The organism is Porphyromonadaceae bacterium W3.11 (assembly GCA_030434245.1).
Classification (GTDB): domain Bacteria; phylum Bacteroidota; class Bacteroidia; order Bacteroidales; family Porphyromonadaceae; genus Porphyromonas_A.
On the sequence record JAUISX010000003.1, the window covers coordinates 303,093 to 329,564 of the forward strand.

Here is a 26,472-nt window from a genome sequence, read left to right on the forward strand (position 1 = left end):
TTATTGCATCATATGGCAAATCTATAAAGAATAAAAGAGGGTACCCGTCACATATATGACACCTTCCGTTTTATATGTATATTTGTCTCATGAAGTATTCAGAAAACGATATGGAATTACTCTACTTCTGTAAGACAGAGGATCTCACAGCCGAAGATTACCAAACGATCTCCGAAGTGCCTCGCCGCGTCGTACAGTATGACAAAGGGGACATCATCGCACGCCAAGGAGAGACCATCAATGCCCTCTATTTCCTCACCAAGGGAAAGGTTCGTACCGAAATGGCATCTGATCAAGGATTTGCTCTCTATGTGGGCGAGGTAGTAGCACCCTTTCCCCTAGCTTCCGCTTTTCTCTTCACCAAGAACAATCGCTTCCCAGTGGATGTGATCGCCAATGAGAGTACCGAAATCTCAATTTTTCAGAAGAAAGATATTGAGTACTTGCTATCCAATTGCCCTCCCTTTCTGTATGGCTTTCTGGGATTGCTGGGAAATCAAATGAGACATCTCTCTGAGCGACTTAAGGTCTTCTCCTTCGAAACGATAAGGTCAAAACTAGCCTACTACATCCTAACCATAAATCACAATGGCGAATTTCATTTTGAGAATAGCATTACTGACCTTGCAAGTTACTTTGGCGTCCGCCGCCAATCCTTATCTAGGGAGATCTCAAAAATGGTAGATGATAAGATCATCACCTTCGAAGGTGGACACGGTAATATCATTGACGTCAAGAAGTTCAAAGAGCTTCTCTAAAGTACATTCCTATGTATAAAAAAGCCCCCTGCTATGTGTAATACACAGCAGGGGGCTTCTCCTCATTCTTAGGACAGAATCCTAATTAAAAACTAAACCTAAACAAAAACTCAATGAAATATCAACCTAATTCAATCTCTCTCCCCTATTCTTCTAAACTCTTTAGTCTATAGAAATCATTCTCTCAACAGGCTTTTTCTCTTCCACTTTGACCTTTGGAAGTACCACTACTAGCATACCATGCTCCATGGTCCCCTTGATGTTTTCCTTATCAACATCCTCTGGCAAAGAGATACGCTGTACAAAACTCTGATGAGTAAATTCTCTACGCAAATATCTGACTGGCTTTTCCTCAACCTTTGCAACCTCTTTAGAGTCTGAAGTCTCAGCTTCATCGCTCTTCTCCTCTTTCTCAGACTTCTTCTCCATAGAGATAACCAATACATCTTCCTCATCAAGCTTTACCTCGACGTCTTCTTTAGTCATTCCAGGAGCAGCAATCTGTAAGGTATAATCCTCATCACTCTCAAGCACATTTAGCTGAGGTGCACTATTTCTAAGGCTTCTACGAACAGGTTGGTAAGCATCGTCAAAATCCCAAACAGTTGGTAACATTGCATTTACTGCGTCAAAAAAACTACGTGTCATAATCAATATCCTTTCTTATTCTATTTATTATATATTCTTTCTTTATGTGGCTTCATGATGAGCTATAATTTCTATGGCTTATCTTCAGCCGTTTACAGTACTATAGTCGCAATACCCTTGCCATAAAGTGCTGATTGACAACACTGTCTATTCCATGAAAGGATTGTCTGAACAATTGAAAAAATGTCCTGCCAGACTATCTAATACTGTCCGAAATGGGGTGACATTTCTTCAGAGACGTGCAGATTATCAAGCAACGTTACGAGAAAAGAGAGAAGAACCTTCTCTCATGAATTGAGACAAAATAGGTTCATATCAGAATAAATGGCTTTTGTCAAACGTGATAGAGATTCAGAAAAAAGGTCTCAGTTCATAATAAGATACCATTACCATTATAAACATAACTTGCTAAATAACAACCCTTACACTTCCCAGCAATAACATTGTAAGACCCAGGTATTAATTGTCCGAATATGGTGATTAGGGTATGTATAAACTATTATAATTCAAGAAAAAAGAGTAACTTTGCGGATATTTGAAAATTCGAATTAATACATTATAGTAGATAGATTATTATGAATATCTCAATACTTGAGCAAAAAGGTGGCTTAACCAAGATAGCCCTTGATCTAGTAAAAGCAGATTACGAAGACGCTTTCAAAAGCGAACTAAAGAAGGTATCAAAGACCGCTAAGGTATCAGGTTTCCGCGAAGGAAAGGTACCAACCGGTATGATCCAGAAAATGTACGGTCCAGCCATTCGTGTAGAGGTACTGAACCGTGTAGTGGGTGAAGCTGTAGGTAACTTCCTAGAAGAAAAAGAGATTCGCGTGATTGGTGCACCAGTACCAGACGAGAAGAATAATGAAGAGTTGCTGAAGGACGACTTCACCATCCACTTTAATATAGCAGAGTTTCCTAAGGAGCATGACTTTGACTTTTCGGACAAAACCTTTACCAAGTATGATATCAGCGTATCGAATAAGGATGTAGAGGAAGAACTCGAACGTGCTCAGCAGAGTGCTGCTACCCTTAAGGATATTGATACCGTAACAGCTGATGCTGTAGTAGGTGGTGATATTGCTGAGGTTGAAGGCGATGTTCGCAAGGAAGGTGGCATCGTTAAGGAGAATGTGACTATCTACCCTCAGTTCATGAAGGACTCAGACGAACAAGCTAAGTTCATAGATGCTGCTAAGACTTCTGTAGTGGTATTCAATCCTTATAAGGCTTTTGATGGAAACGAAGCTGAGCTATCTTCTCTCTTCGGAATTGACAAAGAAGAGGTAGAATCTCTAAAGGATAAGGAATTTAGCTTCCAAATCGAGACCATCCGCTCTATGCAAAAAGCTAAGCTAGGCAAGGAGTTCTACAACATGGTCTTTGGCGAAGGCGAGGTTTCAAACAAGGAAGAGGCTAAAGACAAGATTCGCGAGTTCTTAATGAAGCGTGAAGAAGCTAACGCTGACTATAAGTTTAGCCTTGACTTCATCAATTACATCAAGTCTGAGAAGGCTCCAAAGCTGGAACTTGCTGAAGATACCATCGTAGAGTGGTATAAGGAAAGTAAGCAGAGAGATAGCGAAGAGAATGCTGATAAAGATGTGGACAAAGAAGCACTCATGAAGAGTCTTCGCGAAGAGATCTATGTCCGTGACTTAGCGAAAGAACATGAGGTAACTGTTACTGAAGATGACCTTAAGAGCTATGCAATGGAGGTCACTCGTAGTCAATTTGCTCAAATGGGATGGGCAAACCCTGATCCTAAGTTCGTTGAAGAATATGCATTGAAGCAACTGTCAGACTCTAACTTTGCTTACTCTCTTGAGATGAACCTACTTGAGCAAAAACTTGCTAAGGCTATGCAGGAGAAGGTAAATCTGGAGAAAAAAGAGGTGACTTCTGAAGAATTCAAGGCTATCCTTAACCCTGAAGACGAAGAAGAGACTAAAGAAGAGTCTGCTGAGTAAGACAAACTGATACATAGCGGTATTAAACATACTTAGGAGCGAAACCAACTATAAGGTTTCGCTCCTATTATTTTGCCATCGAAGCACCCATTTGTAAGAATTGATACGACCATAAACATTTAGAGATTGCTGAACGAAGGGTCAGCCCCTACCTCATAATAGTTTGGACTTTGGAACAAAAGAAATAGTATCTTTGTAAAAGAGAGATAATAAATTGGATGTCAAAAGAATATTGATGTAATGTCAAGAGAAATAAATAACAATGCTAACGAAGTAAGACACCAAGAAAAGATGAGAGCTTACATGGTTAGTTTCTGGGTTAATCTCATTTTACCGCCACTGAAGCTCTTTGTGGGCGTCATTGGTAATAGCGTTGCACTGATAGCTGATGGAATCAATTCACTAGCTGATATTCTCAGTAATATCATTGTCTATGTCTTCCTGAAGCTCTCTGGGAAGCCGAGAGATGATGATCACCACTATGGGCATGGTAAGTATGAGACCATCGCAGCCTTCACTCTATCGGCGATGATGATTGTAGCATCAGCGATAATCATTGCAAAGTCCACCATCACCTTTGTTGATTACTTCACCAAAGGCCTATTGCCAGAGCAGCCTGAGTGGACCGTGGTAGTAGTCGCTCTATTCGCAATTGTATTAAAAATCGGGGCCTACAGGTACACGCTCAGAAAAGCAAAAGAGACCAAGAGCGAGGCCCTGCATGCCGAAGCACTAGACCACAGGAGTGATGTGCTGAGTGCCACAGCAGTACTCATAGGAGCCACAGGATCTATCCTGATTGGTGATACAGCTAGGCTTCTGGAGCCTCTAGCTGCTTTCATTGTGGCTCTTCTCATCATCCGCATGGCATTAGAGATATGGAAACCATCCTTAGCAAAACTCACTGACGGGAGTTTGTCGAAGGATATCCAAGAGGAAATCCTCAAGATCGCAGGAGAGGTAGAGGGTGTGTATGATCCTCATAATCTTAGGACCAGAATGCTAGGGAGCGATGTGATGGCTATTGAGCTAGATATTAGAGTAGATGGAAACCTCACACTCTTTGAGGCTCATGATTATACTATTATCATTGAGAGAAAACTAAGAGATCAATTCGGTGAAAGCACTCATATCATTATCCACCAAGAGCCCAAACTTCCATACACCCACCAGATAAATGACTCAAAAAGGTGAAAAGTAAAACGACCATACAGTTACCAAACAGGATAAAAAAGGATAGACTCGAAGCTGGGGTTGATGAAGTGGGTAGAGGCTGTCTAGCAGGACCTGTGGTCGCCGCAGCAGTCATACTACCAGAGGATTGCTCAATAGAGGGATTGCATGACTCCAAAAAACTTTCGGCTCTCAAGAGAGAGATGCTCTCCGTCCAAATAAAAGAACAAGCCATTGCCTATGCTATCGGAGAAATTTCTCCAGCACATATAGATAGAGTAAACATCCTACAAGCTACCTTCCTAGCTATGACGGAATCAATTAAGGGGCTTCTGATGGCTCCTGAATATCTACTCATAGACGGAAATAGATTTCACTCGACACTCGAGATACCATACGAGACCATCGTTGGAGGTGATGACAAAGTAGCCAGTATCGCTGCTGCATCTATTCTTGCTAAAGTGTACCGCGATAATATGATGAAAGCATACGCCCTTGATTATCCACAATATGATTGGGAGCATAATATGGGCTACGGCACACAAAAGCACCTCATTGCGATCCAACGATATGGAATCTCACCACTTCACCGAAAAAGCTTCGGTCCGTGCCAACCAACTCTTTTTACCCTAAAATGAACACACGAAATCACATAAGATTTGGTAAGATGGCATTGATGACAATGATCATTACCATACTCTCCAGCACTGCTGCAATACCTACATATGCCCAAATAGGTCGAGGTACCAGCACTCTACAACCAACCGCCATCATGGATGTTGCGGATGAGAGCCTGGTCTTCCTTGGATTACCCTACGAAAATAATCAGACCGAAGCGGACGTCTACATCCTTTATTCTTCTGAAAATCAAGAAAAAAAGATCACCCACCCTCTCGTCATAGTTGAAGGCTTCTTTCCAAACTTCTTAACCCGGATAGGGCTATATAATCCAATACGAGCAGAGGTACTCACAAGTGTGCGTCCGGTCTTTCCAGAAATGGATCTCATATATGTAGCTTGGAGAGATGCCGAAGCCCCCATTGAATCAAATAGTGAAACCCTCAAGGTGATCCTATTATGGCTACAAGAGGTCCTCTCACAAAATCAATCAAATGAAAGAATTACTCTCATAGGGCATTCCATGGGTGGCTTAGTAGGGAGATGGACTCTTACTCAAATGGAGGAAAAACAAATCCCTCATGGGGTCGGCTGTTATGTTAGTTATGACACGCCCCATTTAGGAGCTCACTTCCCTCTTGGATTGGCTTATGGCGTACAAGGTGCAGCAAAACTGGGTTCGACAAAAGAACAATTTGTAAAGCATCTACCATCTGCTGAGCTTTATATTCTAAATCAGTTAGGGAGCACGATGCACTCTGCCTCAGCTGAACAGATGGTCATTCAGAATGTACTCTCAAATGGAATAATAGATAATACCAAGCATAATACTTGGCTGAAAAAACTGAATGACGCCGGACTCCCTAAGGGAGACATGGGATATAGCATGCAATGTTTTGCGATATCCAATTCGGACAATAAGGAACATGCTGCTCTGAAGGAGCCATACATTGACATGAACTTTGAGGCAAGGTCTGATTTCATAGGACTATTTGGAGGGATATGGGATTTTAGTGCTGCTATCTCCACAGGGATTCTACTTAGTGATGCCAAAGCCGCCATTCTCAGTATATTACCAGGAAGAACAAAAATACAAGGAAAGGTATACTGTGCACCGGGTGCCACACATAATGATGAGATCACAAAACTTGAAGTGAAGCTTGAAAAAAAGTTATTCTACTTCATCCCCATCAATTACACTATATATAGTTATCAACAAAAGCACCCTAAAAATGTCCCAAGCTATGATTACTACCCCTCCAGCTTCTGGCCTATGGGTGGGATCCGTACTACTGATGAAAATAATAAACTCCCTATTTTTAGAGACTTTAAGTACAAGATCGAATCCACTATGGCTATGCCCTTTATTCCAGAGATAAGTGCTTTAGCCATTACCTCGGCATCTTCTCCTGATAGTTCTGAAAAGCAAAAGGAGGAGTCTTTATTTGGGAAAAACACATACATCTCCTCAGAACCACTCAATCATAATGTGCTCTCAATAGAGGCATTAAATTGGCTGAAAGATCGGGCTTTCTCAGTAGAACCTGAGTCAGTTCAGCAATAAGTCAGATGCAGAGTTGCACCTAATGCTTTTCTCGCCAGGTTGTAAATAAATCTGACAAGATGCTTGATGATCAATAAACCACAATAGGCTGACCTTCAAGATTAAAAAGCACATCAAAGTACTTACCCTTCAGAATACTGACTGCGGAACGCAGTAGATTGATATAAAAAAGGCTCCCTCAGATGTAGATAAGGTACCCCGCAATTCCACTTAAGACAATCAACGCGATGGGATGAATCCACTTCTTCACGACCAATAATAAAGTTACTGCAAATATGGCATAACTGATATAGTCAATGAAGTTCTCTCCATTACAGAGAAGTAATGCCGCCGCTGCGATCAACCCAACAGCTGCAGGTCGTATTCCTGTAAAGATAGCATTGAAGTGTTTATTATTCTTGATCTTAGCAAAAGAGAGCGAGATTAATAGGACTATAACAAAGGATGGTAACATTACTGCCAACGTGGCAATAATACTACCCCATACTGAGCCAGTAACACTATATCCAATATAGGTAGCACTATTAATACCAATTGGCCCTGGAGTCATCTGTGAGACCGCCACAATGTCCGTAAATTCCTGTAGCGAAAGCCACTGATGCTTAGTCACCACCTCCTCCTGAATCAGAGAAAGCATAGCATACCCACCACCAAAACCAACGAGTCCTATCTTAAGATAAACGAATAACAGCTGTACGTACAAACTCATTTCTTATCCCCTCCTTTCATCAAATTCTTTGAGATAAACATCGTGTAGAGCCACCCAAGAAAAGCTGCCACGACAATCATCGTAACAGGGCTAATCCCTAACAACCATACTGATATGGCTACCACAGTAGGTACCCATACCCATTTCCAACCAAGTCTTAGAGTACGCCATACGGAGATACAAGGTGCTGCTATCAACGCAACTACAGCAGGACGCATTCCCTTAAACACCGCTTCTACAGCTGGATTGTCCTTAAACTTTGTGGCATAGATAGCCAATATAATAATGATAACAAAACTGGGAAATGTACAGCTAATAGCACATACAATAGCACCTAGCACTCCCTGCAAGCGATAACCGACGAAGATAGACATATTAACTGCAAAAATGCCCGGAAGTGACTGTGCCACAGCAAAAAGATCTATAAACTCATCATCTCCCATCCAATGCCTACGATCAACGATCTCACGCCGTATCAATTCGAGCATTGCATGACCACCTCCAAATGTGAATCCGCCGATGATAAAAAAGGTTTTAGCCAAAAGCCAGATTTGAGTCCACGATCTTTCTGGCTTATTAATTGAAGGACTACTCATTGCTATAAACTTTTGAATAAGAGAGATCTCATCAGAGGTATAATCTCTAACAACGTATGCACTTCGTATATAGGGTAGCGATACTCAGAGAGAGGCTTAGGTGGCATCGCCTTGCTGGGATTGAACCAAATGGAGGCAAGTCCAGCATTCTGAGCCCCCAATATGTCAGCTGACCAGCTATCACCTATAAAGATGGTCTCACTTTTTCGTGCGTGACTGATATTCAAAGCATGATCAAAGATACCTCTTGCTGGCTTACTCACACCCACCTCCTCGCTAAGGACCACCTCATCGATGTATGGGGTAAGTCCAGCGGATGCCATCTTACGATACTGGACCTCCACGAAGCCATTAGAGACCACTACGATTTTGTATAGAGAACTAAGATATTCTAAAAGATCAAAGGCTCCCTCTACTACCCCCTCTTTCATTGCTGTGCGGTCTAAGAATTGCTCATTAAGAGCTAGAATCTCATCCTCAGTATAGGAGCCTATCTTTTCCAAAAAGTAAGAGAAGCGACGGATCGTTAGCTCATGCTTACTGATCCGTCCTTCTCTATATTCACCCCAAAGGTATTCATTGTGGGGATAATAGTACTGAAAAAGATCCTCGAACGAAGTAAAGCCACAGCTCCAATTATGAAGCAAATACAACTCACCCAATGCAGCCTTATTATTCTCCTGCGTAGCCCAGAGGGTATCGTCTAAATCTATGAGGACCGTCTTAATCACGTTTTATAGAGTGATCTCTACAACCAAATATTTGCTACGACTCCAAAAGCTCTCTTGGTCATTAATCTTTAAGGTCATATTACCCTCATTATCCTTAACTAATTCATACGAACTAGATGGATGATCTGTACGCAACAAAGCTTTAGGTGCAAATAGCTGTATAGTAGTGATCTGACGAGTATCTACTTGAATAAAATAATCTTGGTTGAACCCATCAGGTAATACCTTAGCCTTACTGAACAGTCCACCACCTGACAGGATGTTCTGCTCCTTAAGCTCGCTAGCAGTACCAAAGCAGTAATAGCCTGTGTAAAGCTTCTTCTCCTGCTGAGTGAGCTTCCTATCTTGGATAGCGATAGTTGCTTCCTTAGCACGCTTATCCTCTTCCAGGTTAGTGATAGCCTCACCTTGTTCCTGAATAGTTAGATCCTTTGCGGCCAACAGATTATTCAGCTCAGCAATCTCTCTCTCCTTCTCTGTGATTTGCTTTTGTAGGTTATTAATCTTTTTGTTTAGAGCACTAAGGTTGATATCTTTCTTCTTAAGCTCTTCGATCTGGCGAGCCAATTGCTCCTTATTCTCTTGAAGAGAATTAGTGATATAAGAGATATCATTCATCAATTGAGTACGGCCATCCTCGGTCAACTCTCCATTAGCCGAACTTACGCGCACTCTATTCTCAGTAACTGCGACTTTGTCAATCTCTGTCTCAATCTCCATAATAAGATTGAGCACATTCTCCAGCTCTTGATTATTCCGTGTATTCTGCACCAGAAGTGAATCATAGCTATTCTGTAGCTTCTTGTACGAGCTACTCTTTTCGCCATTACATGCTCCAAACAGCAGCATGGTGGCCATCATGATAACGATTATAAAATTCTTTCTCATAAGTTCATTTACTTCTCTGTGATATGCTTACTCTTTATACTTATTCTTATGTACTCTCTCTTCCTTTATACACGGGGCAACTAAGACCACAATCTCGCCCTTTGGCTCCTCTTGGGAGAAGTGCTGGATCAAGGCACTTGGCAGACCCCGCTTATACTCTTCATAAACCTTACTAATCTCTCGTGCGACAACCACCTCTCGCTCATCACCCAAGACCTCCAAGAGCTGCTCTAGCAACTTCACCAGTCGGCGAGGACTCTCATAGAGGATCGTCGTAGCATCGCGTTCGATCATCTGCTCTATACGACTTAACCGCCCTTTCTTATGAGGAAGGAACCCCTCAAAAAAGAAGCGATCAGCAGGTAACCCAGACGCTACCAAAGCAGGAATAAGGGCTGTAGCACCTGGCAAACAGACCACATCTAATCCCTGACTAATACACTCTCGGACCAATAGAAAACCGGGGTCAGAAATCCCAGGCGTTCCTGCATCCGAAACCAATACCACCTTTTTACCTAAGGAAATCTCCTTAGATACATCCTCTACTATAGCATGCTCATTGTGGATATGATAGCTACGCATTGGTACAGAGATCTGATATTCTTGCAAGAGGCGTGCAGTAGTCCTCGTATCCTCTGCCAATATCAAGTCAGCCTCCTTTAGAAGCCTCAAGCTTCTTAACGTAATATCCTCCAGATTACCTATAGGAGTAGGTATGACCACTAGTGGGTGTATCATCAATTTTTAATGGCTAGCATTCTTAATAACGGCCATAAAGTCTTTGACAATGGCATTATCCCTCTTAAGACGAATCACATCATAAACATAGCTCTCTACTTGACTCCAGTTAGAAAACCTCTGGATATCTGCCAGGGCCTCATCAAAAGCCACTTGATCCCCTTCAAAAAGCTCATTCGCATAAAAATATCGATCCGCTAATGAAAACTTATCCACAAGATGATCAAATGACAAGCTCTTCTCAAAAATGGTATCCAATGAACTCTCGTCATTCAGAGGCACAAATATATCGTTAATAGCACCTTGGGGCTCTGCCAGATGAAATAACTCATTAAAGGTATCCAACGACTCTGCTTCACCCTCTTTAGGCTCATCTTCACTCACTACATCCCCTCCGATAGATGATACCGACTTTTCACTAGGTAGATCCTCAACTGTAATAGGTTCCTTATCAAAGCCTTCAGGAGATACGAAGGGAAACTCTTCTGCCTTCTGTGAGGTCTCCTTTTCACCAAAATCCTTTCGGTAAAGGTCTTCAAGGCTAGTAATCGAAGCTTCACAACTTGACGCACGGGCTTCTGAATCAGCCTGTGCCACAAGGAGATCTGCGACACTACGACGAATGAGGTGTAGCTCCTCAATCATGTCATCAATTCTCTTCAGTAGCCTGTCATCTACTCCTTTATTGTCAAGACTCATAAATAATTATTAAGTAACTAGTGATTATATATAGACTACAAAAATACAAATTAATTCAGAACATCCCAAGAGCACCAATACTCCACAGTAGGGAAAGGCTCTCGCCACATATACTGAAGACCCTACATGATTCATATTTCGGGTACTTCATTAGCGAACAACATTGTAGGCAGGACTATTTTCCCAGATTTATAATAAAGCTATTGTGAGAAGGAAAGGCAAAAAGTTAAGGGCATTTATTTAGACAAATAAAGAACTAAAAAAAACATCTATAATAATAGACAAAAAGGACAGCTGTAAGACCTTGATAATATGAGACCTCCGACTGTTCGCGAATCGCCACAACGGAGCTTTGTTTTTGAGAAGCTATAGTACGCATGATTTTAGTTATATGAAACGAAAACTGTTCCACCGGGAAAAATAATTTTATCCTATGAGCAGGAAAAACGTTTCTCATAGGATAAATTTTTCGAACCCTCAGGGCATTGTCTTCTTCTGAAAAGACACTCATCTCGTTACCTATGCTCAACTAAACTGTGACAGGTCGAGAGTCACCAAAATCATCTCCAATTGCAGGCAAAAATAAAAGAGCTAAAAAAAGCCCCTACAGCGAAAGAAAAACAACTCAACACACTTACTATCAAACACATACTATTCACGAGCTATTTAAGTGTGGAAAATTAATCTCTTTTTGATTAGATTTACACTCGATTTATTTACAAAATTTCAAAAGATATAAAGCAATGAAAAAGAATTTATTATTATCATGTGTAAGCCTAGTCGTAATGTTTTTGATTGGCTTTACTGCATGCAGCAGTGACCCCTCTAAGGACGAAGTGTTTGTTGGTACGTACAATGGACTTGTGACTTATGGCAGTGTAGATGGTGGATTAGACCTTCGCTCCAATAAAGATGGTAGCGTTACCGTTACAAAGATTGGCAATAGCTACACCTTTGTCTTTTCTGACGAGATTCCAGCACTTAATAACATCCAGCTAGAGACTCGCGATGAGAATGCAGACGAGTATAAGGGAGAAGGCCTCAACAAAATTACTATCACTAAGAATAAGCTCAATATTTTCTTCAACAAAGACGGTAAGAACTGGACAGCTACCTGCACCAGAGAGACTGAAAAGGAATAAAATATGATTTTGCAAAACATTATCCTCCAATTACCCCAGTTTGATCAAGTCTGTGAGGTACAGCCTGGACTGAACGCATTGGAAGTATTGGAGGAGTGTAATATTGATTTAAAGACGTGTGACAGAGGGCTACCTATGATAGCTCTTATCAATAATACCCCAACCCCTTTGGATAAGCCCATCTTCGAGTCTGCATCCATTGAGTGGTTGGGGTATGAATCGTCGATAGGTAGGAGAGTCTATGTCAGCACACTGACACTACTATTATTCAGGGCTGCTGAAGACTTAGGACTTCCTGAAATCGCTATCGAGCACGCATTATCCAATGGTTACTACGGTGTTATAGGAAATGGGGAGGCGATGCCTTCGCGTGAAACTTTAAAAGATCTCGAAAATAGGATCCAAGAGCTCATAGACGAGAACCTACCGATCACCCATCAAAAGCTTCCAAATAAGAAAGCTAGAGAGTACTTTAAGAGCAAAGGATTGAAGGGAACGGATGAACTAATCCGCGAGATGGGGTCATACTACATCCCTATCATCGAGCTCGAAGGGTACCATGACTTCATCCTATCTCCCACACTCCCTCGTACAGGGATGATATGGAAGTTTGGGTTAGAACCGATGGAGAAGGGGTTCATCCTTCGGGTACCAGACATGAAAGACTCTAGCAAACTATACCCACTAACCCAACAGCCCAAGCAATTTGCGGCCCTCAAGCATCATCTCAACCTGATGAAGATGATTGAAATAGAGGATGTTGCTCCACTCAACGTGGCGGTTAGATCTGGGAAAAGTACCCATCTCATCTCTTTGGCAGAAGCCATACACGAGAAGAGGATTGCTAACATCGCCTCGAACATTGCACAAAAAAGCAAAGAGGGCGTTCGAATGGTTTTGCTCTCAGGACCTTCGTCCTCAGGGAAAACGACTACCTCTAAGCGGATCTCGACACAATTGATTACCAATCTAATATGGCCTCATGCGATCTCTTTGGATGACTATTATATTAATCGTGTGGACACCCCTCTAGACGAGCATGGTAATCCTGACTATGAGAGTTTGTATGCTCTCGACCTAAAGCAATTACAGGAGGATGTCTCGAGGTTGATAGCTGGCGAAGAGGTTCAGCTCCCCACTTACAATTTCATTACTGGTGAGCGAGAGTATCATGAGTACAAAAAAATGAGGCTCGAGGAGAATGGGGTTTTGATTATGGAAGGGATACACGCACTTAATCCCGAACTGTTGGGACCTATCCCTGCTAAGGCATTGTACAAAATATACGTATCCGCACTGACGCCACTTTCTTTGGATAAGCATAATTGGATCCGCTCAAGTGACAATAGGCTATTACGCCGTATGGTACGCGACATAAAGTATCGTGGTACTTCTGCGGAAGAGACCATCATGCGATGGGACGAGGTGAGACGAGGTGAGGAAAAATGGATCTTCCCATACCAAGAGAATGCAGATGTGATGCTTAATAGTGCCATGCTATACGAAATCTCAGCACTGAAGCCACAAGCATCTCAGGCACTGATGGGTGTACAGGAAATAAGCCCAGCATACCCTACAGCATATAGGCTATTACAGCTGCTCAACTTATTTACCCCAATTGATATTAACGACATTCCATCCACCTCTTTATTGAGAGAGTTTTTGGGTGGTAGCAGCTACGAATAACTCTGGTGAGCCAGTGGGAGAGGGCAAGGAAGTAGAGAACAAGATACGGACATACTGCATCAACGATACTTCCTAATGAATATTATCTCATACTTCAGCTGAAGAGGATTTAGTACTGTATTTTCTACAAATAGAAGGAATTATAATTCAAGAAAATAGTAACTTTGTGGCTATGAAGTTTACGATTGAAAATACAGACCCTCGCTCCTCTGCGAGAGCTGGAGTAATAGAGACCGAGCATGGTACTATCCACACGCCCATCTTTATGCCCGTTGGTACGGTTGGGAGTGTGAAGGCTGTACATGCACACGAGTTAAGAGAGGATATAAAAGCTGAAATCATCTTAGGTAACACCTATCACCTATACTTACGACCAGGGATAGAGATTATCAAAGAGGCTGGTGGGATTCAGAAGTTCAATAGCTGGAACAGACCTATGCTTACCGACAGCGGTGGGTTTCAAGTCTTTTCCCTAGCACACCGCCGAAAAATCACAGAAGAGGGGGTGCAGTTCCAGAGTCATATAGATGGTAGTCGTCACCTCTTCACCCCTGAAAAGGTGATGGAGATACAGCGGACAATAGGTGCGGATATCATCATGGCTTTTGATGAATGTCCTCCAGGAGATTGCGACCGTACTTATGCCAAGGACTCACTAGAGCTAACCATGAAATGGCTGGAGCGATGCCACCACCATTTCCATAAAATGACAGAACCTCTATATGGTTACCAACAGAGCCTATTCCCTATCGTTCAGGGTGCTGGCTATGCTGACCTCAGGAGGGAAGCTGCTGAGCGTGTGGCTGAGCTAGGAGCTGATGGCAATGCCATCGGCGGGCTAAGTGTGGGTGAGCCTACAGAGGTGATGTATGAGATGATAGAAGTGGTGAATGATGTCTTACCCAAAGATAAGCCAAGATATCTCATGGGTGTGGGGACTCCTGCCAACATCCTAGAGGGGATAGAAAGAGGGGTAGATATGTTTGACTGCATTATGCCTACACGTAATGGTAGGAATGGGCAGCTTTTTACATGGAATGGGACCATGAATATGCGTAATGAGAAGTGGAAAAATGACCACTCACCACTTGATCCAATGGGAACTAGCTACGTTGATCAAGCTTATACAAAAGCATATCTTCGTCACCTTATCAAAAGTGAGGAGATACTAGGGTTACAGATAGCTAGTATCCATAATCTTGCTTTCTATCTAGATCTCGTGAAGACAGCTCGAAAACATATCATTGCGGGTGATTACACGGAGTGGAAGAGAAATATTCTCCCTAATCTTGAACAAAGATTATAATAGAGATGTGAAGAAGAAAGAATGAAACGGTTGGATAAGCTATATAACAAATTAGGATTACTAAGAATAGATAGATACATTATATCTCTCTTTCTTGGGACCTTTGCCTTTATTCTCATGCTGATTATGGTCATCATCATTGTGATTGACATCCAGGAGAAGCTTGAGAACTTCATGGCTCCGGGTCTTAAGTTCAGCGAAATACTCAATTATTATATAGCTCTTTTTCCATACTTCGCAGTCCTCCTAGCACCTCTATTCACCTTCATTACGGTGGTATTCTTCACCAGTAAGTTAGCTGGACGCTCCGAGATTATTGCGATGCAGGCGGCAGGAATGAGCTTTAATAGGATCCTCAAGCCCTATATGATATCGGCTGCTGTAATTGCTCTATCTTCATTTATCCTCAGCAGTGAGGTCATCCCCATCCTTAATAATACTAGGATCAACTTCACTAATAAGTGGGTGATGAATAAGAAACTAGAGATGGACCAAAACATACAAGTAGCGGTGTCTCCTGGTGTCATAGCCTACTTCAGCACGTTTGACTCTAGAGAGAATATGGGGTACAACTTTTCCCTACAACAGTTTGACGAAAACACATTAGTTAGTCAGCTAACCGCGAGTCGTATCTCCTACGATAGTCTATACCACTGGACAATATATGATTATAGCGAAAGAACCTTCGAGGGGCTAAAAGAGGTGAATAGCATAGGGACAGCCAAAGACACTCTTCTGACCCTGACCCCCAGCGATCTCCTGATATCTTCGGAGGACGGCGAACTCTTAGTCACACGTGATTTATATAAATACATTGGGGAGCAAAAAAAGAGAGGGGTGGGAAATATCCAAAACTTTGAGGTGGAATACCACCGCCGCTTCGCAAGTATCCCAGCTGCATTTATACTAACACTAATTGGCGTTTCACTCTCTTCTCGGAAAGTAAAAGGTGGAATGGGCGTCAATATGGCCATTGGCTTGGTGTTAGCATTTGCATACATCTTACTCTTCACCGTATCAAGTGCTTATGCCATTAGTGGCGTGATGTCTCCTATGGTTGCGGCTTGGTTTGCCAATATTATTTTCATCCCTATTGCTATATTCTTTTATCTAAAGGCACCTCGATAATCCAATATCCAGCAACATGACGGCATACGCCAATATCCTTATACCATTACCGCTTTCTCATCCTATCTTCACGTATAAAATAAAGGGAGAACTGGAGGAGCTATGGGACAACTTGGTGGGTAAAATGGTGGTGGTACCTTTCGGTAAGGGGAAGACCTACACAGGGCTCATCTTATCCATCTCTAGTCAAGTCAAATCAGATAAACCTATAAGGTATAAGTATGTGGAGAGAGTACTCCCATACCCTCCTATTCCCAAGGAGATTATAGAGCTCTGGAAGTGGGCTGCCCATTATTATATGTGTAGCCTGGGTGATATATTTGTAGCCGCCGTGCCCTCAGCTATCCGTCCCGACGGCAAGCAGAATCAGGCTTTGCGTAAGCCCGCTCGTACGATTACAGGGTGGGTCCCAAGTGAACATTTTCTTAATAGTGAAGCATGGCAAGCCTCTCTCTTTGTTGAGATGAAGAGGAAGCCAGCGGTCACCAAGGCCATGAACCAACTTGCACAGGAGTTTGACCCACTAAATCAAAATCCTATGTCCTTAGCGGACTTAGCGAAATGGTTAGATGTCAGTGCAGGTGTAGTACGGCAATTAAAAGAACATCATATAATCGAGGAGAAAACTATCCGTTTGGCTGATCCAACCCCTACACTCTCAGTAAGGGGTACCACGGAAGACTCTCTATCCAAGAGGATCCGCTATGGAAGCCAACAGATATTATTACTTCATGTGGAGAATAGCTCTGCTGAAGAGCGAATCCCTTTTGGATATATCAAAAGTGTACTCGAGGAGGATAAGAAGCAAGTATTACTACTATTTCCAACACTGGATCTACTCGAACTGCTTTTACCTCAGCTAAAAGGACTCTTTGGCTCGGCTATTAAGTGTTATTATAGTGAGACAACAGATAAGGAACGAGAAGAAAGTTGGCTCGGAGCCCTCGAAGGCAACGCAGGGGTATATGTGGGTTTACGTGCTGCGGCATGGCTACCATTCTCTAACTTGGGGGTCTCTATCGTCATGGACGAAGAGGACAAGGGGTACCGACAATACGAACCAGCACCAAGATTTACAGCAACTAATCTAGCAATAATGCTGAGCCATTTCTCTAAGGCTAGAAGCCTATCGATCTCCGCTACCCCTTCTATAGAAAGCTACATGAATGCGATCCAGAAGAAGTATGTCTATGCTAGCGTTTCGCATGAAAATAGACCTATAGACATTCAGACGATCTCAATGCCCAAAGCTTTCGAGCGTCAGAGGGTACAAGGGCGTATGCTCTCCTTTGAGCTCATGGGTGCCATTCGTGAAGCGATAGAGGAGCAAGGCGTAGCCTTGTTACTATATCAGAGAAAAGGCTTTGCCAAGCGGGCTACGTGTAGTGCATGCGGAGAGAGTCCAAGATGCCCTAAGTGTCATACTATATACAGATATTTCCAAGAGAGCAAAAAGCTAGTATGCGGGGTGTGTGGGCACTATGAGCCGCTGCCCTCATTATGTCCGGAGTGTCATAAGCCCAATTTAGTGCTTGAAGGGACTGGCATTGAAAGAGTGCGATCGGCTCTAGAGCGCCTCTACAAAGGGGTAAATATCTGCATGGATCACGAAATAAAGAATGCGACGGAATCGCCACAAATCATCTTAAGTACTTCGTACGATCCGCCACACACTCTACTGCGTCAAGCCACAACTATTGGGATTCTTCAACTGGACTTGCTAACAACATTTCCGGACTTCAGAGCGAATGAGCAGGCTTTTCACTTCCTCGTTAAGTGTAGGGACGAGGCTACTAAGCTTAAACGGATGGTCATTCAATATTTCATAGAAAAGCAAAATGCACTGACCGCTTTTTTAGAAAATGATTATAGGCTCTTACTGGATCATGAATTAGAGGAACGACACACTGTACTCTTTCCTCCATTCTCACGTCATATAGACCTCTATTTTGAGAGTTCAGCACAGCAGGAAGCATACAATGCCGCTTTACAGACACAAAACATACTGACACAAAAGCTTAAGGACTGCTCTATTATGGGGCCTGCACCTCTACCAATCCACAAAAAGGATCAGGAGATTGGATATAAGTTATCATTACTAACCCCTCTTAATCACTCCACGAAAGAACTAAGAGAAGTGCTACATGATACAATAGGACATATTATAACTAATTATAGAGGGCCTCAATTGCATATCTATGGTGACGTAGATCCTTTATAACTCTTGAATACATATAGATTATAGAAAGAATGAAAAAGAAATTACTATTCGTCTGCCTAGGAAATATCTGCAGAAGCCCTGCTGCGGAAGCTATTGCACAGAAGATTATAGACGAACGTGGGCTTCATGATCTATTCTATGTTGACTCTGCCGGAATACATGGGATGCATCACGGCGAACCAGCTGACAGACGGATGCGTATGGAAGCGAGCAAACGGGATTACAACGTGACGAGCATCTCCAGACCCGTCACAACTGATGATTACGATGAATATGATCTCTTGATAGGAATGGACGACTCTAATATCCAAGCCCTGTATGACAAAGCTCCTACACTGGAGACCTCCAGGAAGATTATCAAGATGGCAGACTACCTTAATGAGGGCAATAAATGGGATCATATCCCTGATCCATACTATGGTGGCCAAGATGGCTTTACGTTGGTATTGGACCTATTAGAGGAAGCTATTGGAAACTTGATTGAAGACCTTTCAGAAGCATCTGTAAATCGATAAAAAAGATCGTGACACACAGGATTATAATTCCTATGTGTCACGATTTTTCTTAACTATAGAGAAGGTCTTATGCCTTATTCTTTTTTATCAACCAGTTATAAAGTGCGATTAAGATACATGCACCTACGACAGCTGTAATTAAGGCACCCCAAAAACCATTTCCTGTGGAAACATTTAGGAGTCCAAAAATCCAGTTACCTACCAAGCCCCCTAATAGCCCTAAGATAATGTTCATAATCCAGCCTGAAGCTCCACCAGGCATAAGCCATGAAGCGATAACTCCTGCTATTAGTCCTACTAATAATGCTACTAAAATACTACTCATAATACTACTTTCTTTATCAAATTATTTACTCATACTGGGGACAAAGAAGCTGAAGTGGACGGATCCATAACTCCGCACCTCTTCGAACCCATCTTCTTGTTCAAATGAAACATCACGTGGATGTTCCACTATCAATAGACCATCTGATGCCAATAAATGGCTATTCAGAATACGACTAGGAAGCTCTGGGAGCTCCTGCAATTTATAAGGTGGATCAGCAAAAATCAAATCATACGGATGGTCAATTCCGTTCACCTCTGTATTTTCTTTAATGAAATGAAGGACATCTTTTTTGAACACCTTGTAATTAGGGTCTCCTAACTCCTCCACAACACTCTTTATGAATGCAATATGCCTAAAATCCTTCTCTATAGCATCCACATGACTAGCCCCTCGGGACAGAAACTCCAATCCTATACTTCCTGTGCCAGCAAAAAGGTCTAGCACTCGTAGTCCTTCAAGTTCGATACGATGTGATAGGATATTGAATAAGCCTTCCTTTGCCATATCTGTAGTAGGACGGCCTTTAAAGTTGGAAGGCGTTTGAAAGCGTCTCTTCCCATATTTACCACTGACTATTCGCATAATAACTGTAGTATAAACTCTGGTGGTAACTCTGCTTCATATCGCTTTATCACCTCCTCTGGACACAATAATCCGGGATAATAATTAAGTTCCACTCTGCTAATATACTCATTTAATTGATCCAAAAAGGTATCGGTAATGAAAGATGAATCACTGTTATATAAAAATAAAGGGACACTCTCTGAGGAGAGAAAAAACTGTCTCCAAAGGGCGGTAACAAAGTAAAGAATGTCCACTTCATTTCTCACTTGATAGCGATTTACAAGTTCTAATACCCCATCTGCGACATAGAGAACATCAACAACCGCCTTTCCTATTCTCATCATCACTAGCTTTGGCTCACTCTTCCGGCTTAGTCGTGTTGCTAAAGCAATCAAAGGCTGTAGAGTATGATCATACGTAGGTAGAGAAAAAGACCTTTGGCAAAAGTTATATAATTCAAGCGGAACTGTATAATGTAGCCTTAGCTGCTCTGAGGCGATCTGCTGAGAGAGGACATATTGCTCATCAATAGGAGTATGAAGGGCAGTCCACAATTCAGGCGTCCCACTTTTATCCAAGTCATTCGGAACCAATGTGTATCTCCACTGATCTAAATATATGTGAGTAGCCTTATAGGGTAATGAAAGAATAGGCTTTTCAAAGAAGATCTTCTTTAACCCATCCATTAAGGGCATCTCTAACTCAATAGTATCGAGCCATACGTGCGATGTGTCTCCTGACTGAGGGACAGCTATCAAGGTCAGCTTTTGATCCCTAATAAGTACGTGTAATTCTGTCGTGAATGCTATCTCTTGCCCCTGATCCAGCAATTCATCACTACGTAGAATATCCACAATCTTGATGCTATTTCCTGTTCTCTCCATGGATGATTAAAAACGAAATGCGTTCTCTCACACTTTGGTAAAGTCGTGAGGAACGCATCTTGTTATAAATTCTAAACTTTGATTACTCCCAGTTACCAGCGTTGTTATTAATTTCTGTTAGAGAACCAACTTTCAAACCTGGGAAGTGACCTAGCTGCTCCTTCTTGTCAATGAGGTTAGCCAACTCATTTTGGTTGAGGTCATTCAGATAATCTTTGAATAGGACACTTGCTTGGAATATCTTAATATTGAATCCTGACTGAGTTTGTACACTAGCGGTATCCATATCAAACATAATATCTGTACCTGGTACATATCCGAACCTAGATAAGTCTCTTCCATTAGGGAACACGGCACTCATTGCATCTACAAGGACTGTATCACGAGTAAAAGATCTACGAACGCCATCCTTAACAATACTCAACCCTTCCTTCTCAGCTTCATTCCATTTGCCTGTAGCCTTAGCCTTCTTCACTATCTCTACAGCCTTTTCTTCTGTCATTCCTTTCTTTAGCTGATCCTCGGTCAGTTCCATCTCCTTACGAACAGAACGAACAGAACCACTCTCTAGCCATTTCTTTAATTCAGCAAATGACGCTGCATGTACATTGTAAGTCTGCTTATAAGCTACCTGAGCTTTGCGGATATCTTGAAGCTCCTTGATGATAGCTTGGTCGCGCGAATCTTTAGTTCGCTTAAAATCTATTGGACCTTGAATACTGCTGAAACACGCCCAGCCCAAACCAATGATCGCAATAGTCAATAAAATTCTTGTAATAATCTTCATACCATGAAATATATTTGTTATTTTGCAGTCAAATTCAATGTACCCGAACTATTAGTCGAAATACTACAGACAAAAGTAGCAAACTTTCTTCATATTAACTAATAAATCAGGTGCATAAATTTCGTTATTTTTATTGAATATGCCACATAAAGACCACAAGATTGTAGATTTTTTTCCTTTCGCTCCCACTTCAAGCCAACTTGAAGTCATTAACCAGCTACAATTATTCTTAGAGGACCAAGAGGATCATTCCATATTTTTATTACGAGGGTACGCAGGAACCGGAAAGAGTAGTCTCGTAGGGGCTTTTGCAAAAATGCTTCGCAGTATGGGGATCAACCTAGTCCTACTGGCTCCTACTGGCAGAGCAGCTAAGGTACTGCAGGGATATTGCGAAATGCCTGCTCACACGATACATAAGACGATCTATAGAGAGCGTAGCAGTAGTGCCGGAATTAGTTACGAAATTGGGTACAATAAGGACCCTTATGGCACTATTTATATCGTGGACGAATGCTCTATGATTAATAACTCTAATGATGGATATGGAAGCTTCGGATCGGGTAGATTACTAGATGACCTTACAGACTTTTGCTTTAGTGTGGATGGCACCAAGATCCTGATGATTGGGGACGATGCTCAGCTCCCTCCTGTCGGGACGGAGCTTAGCCCAGCCCTCGACCCCAATTACCTACTTGGATATTGCAGCCGTTTATATCAAGGCATTCTCAAAGATATTGTCCGCCAGGAAAAGAGTGGAGAGATTGTCTATCTTAGTTATCTACTTAGAGCTAGAATATTAGATCTCCAAACTGGTGGTAAATGGAGTGAACCCCTTCTACCTATGCCTGAAGAGGATGGTGAGGTAAGCATTATCTCGGGGTATGACTTGCCCGAGTGCATGGAGGATTCATTCAGAAATGTAGGCCAAGACGAAACAATCCTAGTGACGCGATCTAATCGTGACGCGGAGGAATTTAATAAAGCCATCCGATACCGTTCACTATACTATGACGATGAAGTCATACCCGGTGAGCGACTAATGGTGGTCCGAAATAATTACCTGTACCAGTCATTTGACGATCATGGCAAGCCGATTAGTAGCTTCATTGCTAATGGCGAAATCCTCAAGGTTCTGAATACAAGGAGGGAGCAACAACTACATGGATTCACCTTCCGTGAGGCTGAGCTAGAAGACTCTAATGGAGGGTTTATCTCGGCCAACATCATCATGGAAAGCCTCTTTACTGAATCGCCTGCTCTCACAAAAGAGCAGAGAGAAAAGCTATACGAAAGTGTCCTTAAGGACTATCCTGAATGTACCAATAGGAGAGATCTCGTGGCAAAACTACGAAAAGACCCATTCCTTAATGCCTTACAGATAAAGTATGCCTACGCAATGACCTGCCACAAATCTCAAGGAGGACAGTGGAAAGACGTGTACCTCAGCTTTGGCTACCTCACACCGGAGATGATAGATCTATCTTTTTGTCGCTGGTTATACACAGCGATGACACGTGCTACCGAACACCTATATATAATTAATCCTCCAGACTTTATCTTCGGAACTAACGGGGAGTCTGAATGAGAGAAAAGCCCTATACCCAAGGATAGGAGACGGTATTATAACGACTGGTAGATGACGGATTGGATACGCGTGCGAATATCTAGAGCAGAAAGTTTATTATTCCATCGTATCGGAGCGACTCGGTTACTCAAGAATATGTATATAATCTTATTTTCTGGGTCAATCCAAAAACAGGTACCAGTAAAGCCTGTATGGCCAAAGGTCGTTCTAGGAGCCTCCATCGCTACCGCCCCACGCTTATTGCCTCGATGCCTATCAAATCCTAACGCATAAGGAGAGGTTGGGTGTTTGGCTGTAGTAAATGCTCTTACCGTTGCTCCATCAATGTAACGCTCCCCGCCATAGTAGCCACCATTTAATAGCATCTGTAAGACCTTCGCCATATCTTCTGCATTACCAAAAAGACCAGCATTCCCCGAGACACCCCCAAGCATTGCCGCAGCTTCATCATCCACATCACCACGGAGAGTCTGCTTTCTCAGGAAATCATCTCTTTGCCCCTCCGCTATCTCATTGACGTCGAACGAAGTATAGGGCTTGAACAGCAAACGACTAGCCCCAAGCGGATGAGCTATCTGCTCACTAAAAAGTTGGTTAAGTGGCTTCTCATATGCCTGCTCTAATATATCCTGAAGGAGCAAAAAATCAATGTCGCTATAACGATACCCCCGAGTCCTCCGATTAGCATCACGAATAGCCAGTTGAATAGAATCCCTCACATGGCTGCTAAGGTAGTATCCCTTAGCAAAACGTACAGGGAATTGAGAAGTAGAGTCCCGCTGCACCATTGTAGGCTCATATCGCCAATCTTTGCGTACCCATCCATCTCTGGCTATCTTTACAGGAAAGCCTGCTCTGGGGCGGTAAGTTAATAGAGGTGAGGTATAACTATTGGAATCAATCAAAGTAAAGTAAAAGCGAATCACTGCGGGCATACCACCCGTATGAAAAAGGAGGTCCGAAATACGCACCCCCTCTTTGTTACTTCCTTTTAAATAAGCTAGGTGCTTTCCTATCCGATCCTGCACCGATAGTAGCTTAGCATCCTTTGCCATCATCACCAATGGTGTGGTCGCAACGGCTTTCGTCACACTAGCCAGATCATAAAGCGTCTCCGTACTATTGGGTTCCTTCTTGGCCGCATCTTTGTAGCCAAAAGCCTTACTATACACTATATAACCATCTTTTGCCACCAAGACCTGACATCCAGGATATGCACCCTTAGCAATGCCCTCCTCAGCAATTCTATCTATACCTGCTAGGATGTCTTCATTCATACCCACTTTTTGGGGAGAAGCAAAGCTCAAACGAGTCTTGAGCGTCTCTAGACCTTCACCCTCTTTGAACAAAGGGGACAAATCTACTGGGAGCTTACCTCTAAATGATATCCCGCCCATGAGAGCTTCAGCCATAGAGCGCTGGGCCTCCACCTTAGTTTCATAACCCATCGCCACTACCGATGCTGATTTTATCACGCGGTCATAATGAAGTGCTGTATATGGAGTTGTCATAAAGACCAATGCTACAGGGGTCTTTCTAGCCAACTCCTCTAACCCTGATGTAGGCCTAGCATTCTGTGATGTGACCACCACAATGACTTGGTCGTACTTCTGCAGCTGAGCAAAAACCTGACTTTGCTCTCCTGCGGACGCACCGCTCTTCAATGTATATGAGTCTATTGGTGTATATTGCTTTAGAGTACTGTAAAGTGTACCACACCTGCTATTACCATATCTAAGTAAAGCAATCTTACGTCCTCCTAATTCTCTAATTGGCACTACACCTAATTCATTTTTAAGAAGAGTAACACCTGTTTGATTGATCTCCTTAAGTAAGTCAGCACTCCCCTTCGGCTTGATCTCACTCAAAAGATTAGCTGATGGCAGGGGATTATTCTTATTGACGTCTAGTAAATACTTCCATATTAATACCTTCCGACACCTACGTTCTACTTCAGCCTGAGAAATCTCTCCCGCCTCCAATGCCTGTGATAATTCTCTCAAGGATGCGTATGGATTACTTGGAGCTAATAGGATATCATTTCCAGCCTTGAAAGCCTCGACAGCCACGGAACTTCCTCCTACACCATCCAAAATCCCCTGCATCGCTAATCCATCGGTAAAAATCAATCCACCAAAGCCCATCTCATTTTGTAAGAGGTCTGTGGTAATCTTATGGCTAGCACTGGCTGCTCTACGTGAAGCATCTAAAGATGGTACAGTAAGATGAGCAGTCATGATGCCACCCATACCCCCTTCTATAAACCTTTTGAAAGGAACCAGCTCCAATGCCTGCAATTCACTCTGACTCTTATTAATAATAGGCAAAGCCTTATGAGAGTCCACGTTAGTATCACCATGACCAGGGAAATGCTTTGCAACAGCTAAGACTCCATTATCCTCAAGACCTTTTGCATATGCTAGAGTCAGTGTGGCTACTTTCTGTGGATTAGAGCCAAAACTCCTAGTCCCGATCACAGGATTTTGAGCGTTATTATTCACATCTGCCACAGGTGCAAAATTCACGTGAATGCCCATTCTCTTAGCTTCTTGAGCCACAGCAGCACCATACTGCTCAGCTAAAGCTACGCTGTTAGCGGCTCCCACCATAATATTACGTGGCCAGCTCAGGGTATTAGAGAGCCTCATGCTCAGTCCCCACTCCCCATCCATTGCCACAAGCATCGGAACCTTTGCGGACTGACGCATCTTATTAGTAAGTCTCAATTGAGCCTCGGGATGCCCCTTCTGCCACAGCACACCACCAAAGCCCTTTGCCACGAGTTTATCCCACTCAGCCTGAGAGGTCGCATCCTCTTTTGGCCATACCATAGGCATTATCAACTGAGCCAATTTCTCCTCACTATTCATGTCGCTCATGATTCTATCGGCATAAGCAGTTGCAGAAATCATTTGTTCTCTATTTTTCTGAAAGTTAGGGGTGTAACCCTGCTTACTTTGAGAAAAGATAGGTGACTGAACAATGAATAAAAAGGTAAAAAAGAAGATAAACTGTCGCATATTATATTGACCTACTTATTATACATGTATGGTGATAAACCCGCTTCATATCAATACGAAGCACATCTTCAAAGATAACAAAATTTTGAAAGCTCTGAGTCGGTATTTAGGAAAAGAAGCTGTATGCTATTCTTGCACAATAGTAGCTTTAGTTATAAAAATAAAGCACTCAGAAATAGTTTATTCATTATTCAAAAAAACTATTACTGAG

The 26,472-nt window shown here is 42.5% G+C and carries 24 protein-coding genes; 12 read left to right on the forward strand and 12 right to left on the reverse strand.

Annotation, left to right across the window (positions count from 1 at the left end; translation table 11 throughout):
* Positions 1–89 precede the first annotated feature (89 nt).
* The gene (locus QYZ87_06205; GenBank protein ID MDN4754120.1) at positions 90–758 is read left to right on the forward strand and encodes a Crp/Fnr family transcriptional regulator; all 669 of its coding nucleotides are present in this window, start codon (positions 90–92) and stop codon (positions 756–758) included.
* A 162-nt stretch (positions 759–920) separates the two neighbouring features.
* Here QYZ87_06205 and QYZ87_06210 read toward each other — a convergent pair whose 3' ends face one another.
* A complete protein-coding gene (locus tag QYZ87_06210; GenBank protein MDN4754121.1) occupies positions 921–1,406 on the reverse strand; it encodes an Hsp20/alpha crystallin family protein in 486 nt (161 codons plus the stop codon).
* Positions 1,407–1,981: 575 nt separating this feature from the next.
* Between QYZ87_06210 and QYZ87_06215 the strand changes: the two genes are divergently transcribed.
* The 4 genes from QYZ87_06215 (at position 1,982) to QYZ87_06230 (ending at position 6,731) form a co-directional block, all read left to right on the forward strand.
* Entirely contained in the window at positions 1,982–3,376 is a 1,395-nt protein-coding gene (locus QYZ87_06215) for a trigger factor (protein ID MDN4754122.1), read from the forward strand.
* Between the two features lie 240 nt (positions 3,377–3,616).
* Entirely contained in the window at positions 3,617–4,570 is a 954-nt protein-coding gene (locus QYZ87_06220) for a cation diffusion facilitator family transporter (protein MDN4754123.1), read from the forward strand.
* On the forward strand, positions 4,567–5,187 hold the full coding sequence (locus QYZ87_06225; GenBank protein ID MDN4754124.1) for a ribonuclease HII: 621 nt from the start codon (positions 4,567–4,569) through the stop codon (positions 5,185–5,187). Before QYZ87_06220 ends, QYZ87_06225 begins: the two co-directional genes overlap by 4 nt.
* A 29-nt stretch (positions 5,188–5,216) precedes the next feature.
* Positions 5,217–6,731: a hypothetical protein gene (locus QYZ87_06230; GenBank protein ID MDN4754125.1), complete on the forward strand. Its 1,515-nt coding sequence runs from the start codon at positions 5,217–5,219 to the stop codon at positions 6,729–6,731.
* 178 nt (positions 6,732–6,909) lie between these two features.
* Here the strand turns inward: QYZ87_06230 and QYZ87_06235 are convergent, their stop codons facing one another.
* The 6 genes from QYZ87_06235 to QYZ87_06260 are packed head-to-tail and all read right to left on the reverse strand — an operon-like array spanning position 6,910 to position 11,092.
* Positions 6,910–7,440 carry a chromate transporter gene (locus QYZ87_06235; protein MDN4754126.1) on the reverse strand — a complete coding sequence of 177 codons (531 nt, stop codon included), beginning with the start codon at positions 7,438–7,440 and terminating at the stop codon, positions 6,910–6,912.
* Entirely contained in the window at positions 7,437–8,036 is a 600-nt protein-coding gene (locus QYZ87_06240) for a chromate transporter (GenBank protein ID MDN4754127.1), read from the reverse strand. Before QYZ87_06240 ends, QYZ87_06235 begins: the two co-directional genes overlap by 4 nt.
* A gap of 2 nt (positions 8,037–8,038) precedes the next feature.
* On the reverse strand, positions 8,039–8,767 hold the full coding sequence (locus QYZ87_06245; GenBank protein ID MDN4754128.1) for a YjjG family noncanonical pyrimidine nucleotidase: 729 nt from the start codon (positions 8,765–8,767) through the stop codon (positions 8,039–8,041).
* 3 nt (positions 8,768–8,770) lie between these two features.
* Positions 8,771–9,655, reverse strand: a complete 885-nt coding sequence (locus QYZ87_06250; protein MDN4754129.1) for a hypothetical protein — start codon at positions 9,653–9,655, stop codon at positions 8,771–8,773.
* Positions 9,656–9,682: 27 nt separating this feature from the next.
* The gene (gene rsmI, locus QYZ87_06255; GenBank protein ID MDN4754130.1) at positions 9,683–10,393 is read right to left on the reverse strand and encodes a 16S rRNA (cytidine(1402)-2'-O)-methyltransferase; all 711 of its coding nucleotides are present in this window, start codon (positions 10,391–10,393) and stop codon (positions 9,683–9,685) included.
* Positions 10,394–10,399: 6 nt separating this feature from the next.
* Positions 10,400–11,092: a hypothetical protein gene (locus tag QYZ87_06260; protein ID MDN4754131.1), complete on the reverse strand. Its 693-nt coding sequence runs from the start codon at positions 11,090–11,092 to the stop codon at positions 10,400–10,402.
* A 743-nt stretch (positions 11,093–11,835) separates the two neighbouring features.
* Here QYZ87_06260 and QYZ87_06265 point away from each other — a divergent pair.
* The 6 genes from QYZ87_06265 to QYZ87_06290 all read left to right on the forward strand — a co-directional run bounded on the left by QYZ87_06265 (position 11,836) and on the right by QYZ87_06290 (position 19,090).
* A complete protein-coding gene (locus tag QYZ87_06265; protein MDN4754132.1) occupies positions 11,836–12,234 on the forward strand; it encodes a hypothetical protein in 399 nt (132 codons plus the stop codon).
* 3 nt (positions 12,235–12,237) lie between these two features.
* Positions 12,238–13,920, forward strand: a complete 1,683-nt coding sequence (locus QYZ87_06270; protein ID MDN4754133.1) for a nucleoside kinase — start codon at positions 12,238–12,240, stop codon at positions 13,918–13,920.
* Between the two features lie 172 nt (positions 13,921–14,092).
* On the forward strand, positions 14,093–15,226 hold the full coding sequence (tgt, locus tag QYZ87_06275) for a tRNA guanosine(34) transglycosylase Tgt (GenBank protein MDN4754134.1): 1,134 nt from the start codon (positions 14,093–14,095) through the stop codon (positions 15,224–15,226).
* 21 nt (positions 15,227–15,247) lie between these two features.
* Positions 15,248–16,354, forward strand: coding sequence for an LptF/LptG family permease (locus QYZ87_06280; protein ID MDN4754135.1), 1,107 nt, complete (start codon positions 15,248–15,250; stop codon positions 16,352–16,354).
* Between the two features lie 16 nt (positions 16,355–16,370).
* Positions 16,371–18,575 (forward strand): primosomal protein N', encoded by a 2,205-nt coding sequence (priA, locus tag QYZ87_06285; GenBank protein ID MDN4754136.1) that lies wholly within the window; start codon positions 16,371–16,373, stop codon positions 18,573–18,575.
* Between the two features lie 29 nt (positions 18,576–18,604).
* On the forward strand, positions 18,605–19,090 hold the full coding sequence (locus tag QYZ87_06290) for a low molecular weight protein-tyrosine-phosphatase (protein MDN4754137.1): 486 nt from the start codon (positions 18,605–18,607) through the stop codon (positions 19,088–19,090).
* Positions 19,091–19,157: 67 nt separating this feature from the next.
* Here QYZ87_06290 and QYZ87_06295 read toward each other — a convergent pair whose 3' ends face one another.
* From QYZ87_06295 to QYZ87_06310, 4 genes are all read right to left on the reverse strand, one after another.
* Positions 19,158–19,415, reverse strand: a complete 258-nt coding sequence (locus QYZ87_06295) for a GlsB/YeaQ/YmgE family stress response membrane protein (GenBank protein MDN4754138.1) — start codon at positions 19,413–19,415, stop codon at positions 19,158–19,160.
* A 21-nt stretch (positions 19,416–19,436) separates the two neighbouring features.
* Positions 19,437–20,000, reverse strand: a complete 564-nt coding sequence (gene rsmD, locus QYZ87_06300; protein ID MDN4754139.1) for a 16S rRNA (guanine(966)-N(2))-methyltransferase RsmD — start codon at positions 19,998–20,000, stop codon at positions 19,437–19,439.
* Positions 19,991–20,866 (reverse strand): DUF3822 family protein, encoded by an 876-nt coding sequence (locus QYZ87_06305; GenBank protein MDN4754140.1) that lies wholly within the window; start codon positions 20,864–20,866, stop codon positions 19,991–19,993. The genes rsmD and QYZ87_06305 overlap by 10 nt, the downstream gene beginning before the upstream one ends.
* A gap of 82 nt (positions 20,867–20,948) precedes the next feature.
* Complete coding sequence (locus QYZ87_06310) at positions 20,949–21,653, reverse strand: hypothetical protein (protein MDN4754141.1); 705 nt, start codon at positions 21,651–21,653, stop codon at positions 20,949–20,951.
* A gap of 139 nt (positions 21,654–21,792) precedes the next feature.
* Here QYZ87_06310 and QYZ87_06315 point away from each other — a divergent pair, with 139 nt between their 5' ends.
* Positions 21,793–23,241: an AAA family ATPase gene (locus tag QYZ87_06315; protein ID MDN4754142.1), complete on the forward strand. Its 1,449-nt coding sequence runs from the start codon at positions 21,793–21,795 to the stop codon at positions 23,239–23,241.
* Between the two features lie 35 nt (positions 23,242–23,276).
* Here QYZ87_06315 and QYZ87_06320 read toward each other — a convergent pair whose 3' ends face one another.
* Positions 23,277–26,153, reverse strand: a complete 2,877-nt coding sequence (locus QYZ87_06320; GenBank protein ID MDN4754143.1) for a glycoside hydrolase family 3 N-terminal domain-containing protein — start codon at positions 26,151–26,153, stop codon at positions 23,277–23,279.
* Positions 26,154–26,472 lie beyond the last annotated feature (319 nt).

Bases quoted from the DNA above. Each gene is read 5' to 3' on its own strand.
- QYZ87_06205 (MDN4754120.1), top strand. From the start codon at position 90: ATGAAGTATTCAGAAAACGATATGGAATTACTCTACTTCTGTAAGACA.
- QYZ87_06210 (MDN4754121.1), bottom strand. From the start codon at position 1,406: ATGACACGTAGTTTTTTTGACGCAGTAAATGCAATGTTACCAACTGTT.
- QYZ87_06215 (MDN4754122.1), top strand. From the start codon at position 1,982: ATGAATATCTCAATACTTGAGCAAAAAGGTGGCTTAACCAAGATAGCC.
- QYZ87_06220 (MDN4754123.1), top strand. From the start codon at position 3,617: ATGTCAAGAGAAATAAATAACAATGCTAACGAAGTAAGACACCAAGAA.
- QYZ87_06230 (MDN4754125.1), top strand. From the start codon at position 5,217: ATGGCATTGATGACAATGATCATTACCATACTCTCCAGCACTGCTGCA.
- QYZ87_06235 (MDN4754126.1), bottom strand. From the start codon at position 7,440: ATGAGTTTGTACGTACAGCTGTTATTCGTTTATCTTAAGATAGGACTC.
- QYZ87_06240 (MDN4754127.1), bottom strand. From the start codon at position 8,036: ATGAGTAGTCCTTCAATTAATAAGCCAGAAAGATCGTGGACTCAAATC.
- QYZ87_06250 (MDN4754129.1), bottom strand. From the start codon at position 9,655: ATGAGAAAGAATTTTATAATCGTTATCATGATGGCCACCATGCTGCTG.
- rsmI (MDN4754130.1), bottom strand. From the start codon at position 10,393: ATGATACACCCACTAGTGGTCATACCTACTCCTATAGGTAATCTGGAG.
- QYZ87_06260 (MDN4754131.1), bottom strand. From the start codon at position 11,092: ATGAGTCTTGACAATAAAGGAGTAGATGACAGGCTACTGAAGAGAATT.
- QYZ87_06265 (MDN4754132.1), top strand. From the start codon at position 11,836: ATGAAAAAGAATTTATTATTATCATGTGTAAGCCTAGTCGTAATGTTT.
- QYZ87_06270 (MDN4754133.1), top strand. From the start codon at position 12,238: ATGATTTTGCAAAACATTATCCTCCAATTACCCCAGTTTGATCAAGTC.
- tgt (MDN4754134.1), top strand. From the start codon at position 14,093: ATGAAGTTTACGATTGAAAATACAGACCCTCGCTCCTCTGCGAGAGCT.
- QYZ87_06280 (MDN4754135.1), top strand. From the start codon at position 15,248: ATGAAACGGTTGGATAAGCTATATAACAAATTAGGATTACTAAGAATA.
- priA (MDN4754136.1), top strand. From the start codon at position 16,371: ATGACGGCATACGCCAATATCCTTATACCATTACCGCTTTCTCATCCT.
- QYZ87_06290 (MDN4754137.1), top strand. From the start codon at position 18,605: ATGAAAAAGAAATTACTATTCGTCTGCCTAGGAAATATCTGCAGAAGC.
- QYZ87_06295 (MDN4754138.1), bottom strand. From the start codon at position 19,415: ATGAGTAGTATTTTAGTAGCATTATTAGTAGGACTAATAGCAGGAGTT.
- rsmD (MDN4754139.1), bottom strand. From the start codon at position 20,000: ATGCGAATAGTCAGTGGTAAATATGGGAAGAGACGCTTTCAAACGCCT.
- QYZ87_06305 (MDN4754140.1), bottom strand. From the start codon at position 20,866: ATGGAGAGAACAGGAAATAGCATCAAGATTGTGGATATTCTACGTAGT.
- QYZ87_06310 (MDN4754141.1), bottom strand. From the start codon at position 21,653: ATGAAGATTATTACAAGAATTTTATTGACTATTGCGATCATTGGTTTG.
- QYZ87_06315 (MDN4754142.1), top strand. From the start codon at position 21,793: ATGCCACATAAAGACCACAAGATTGTAGATTTTTTTCCTTTCGCTCCC.
- QYZ87_06320 (MDN4754143.1), bottom strand. From the start codon at position 26,153: ATGATTTCTGCAACTGCTTATGCCGATAGAATCATGAGCGACATGAAT.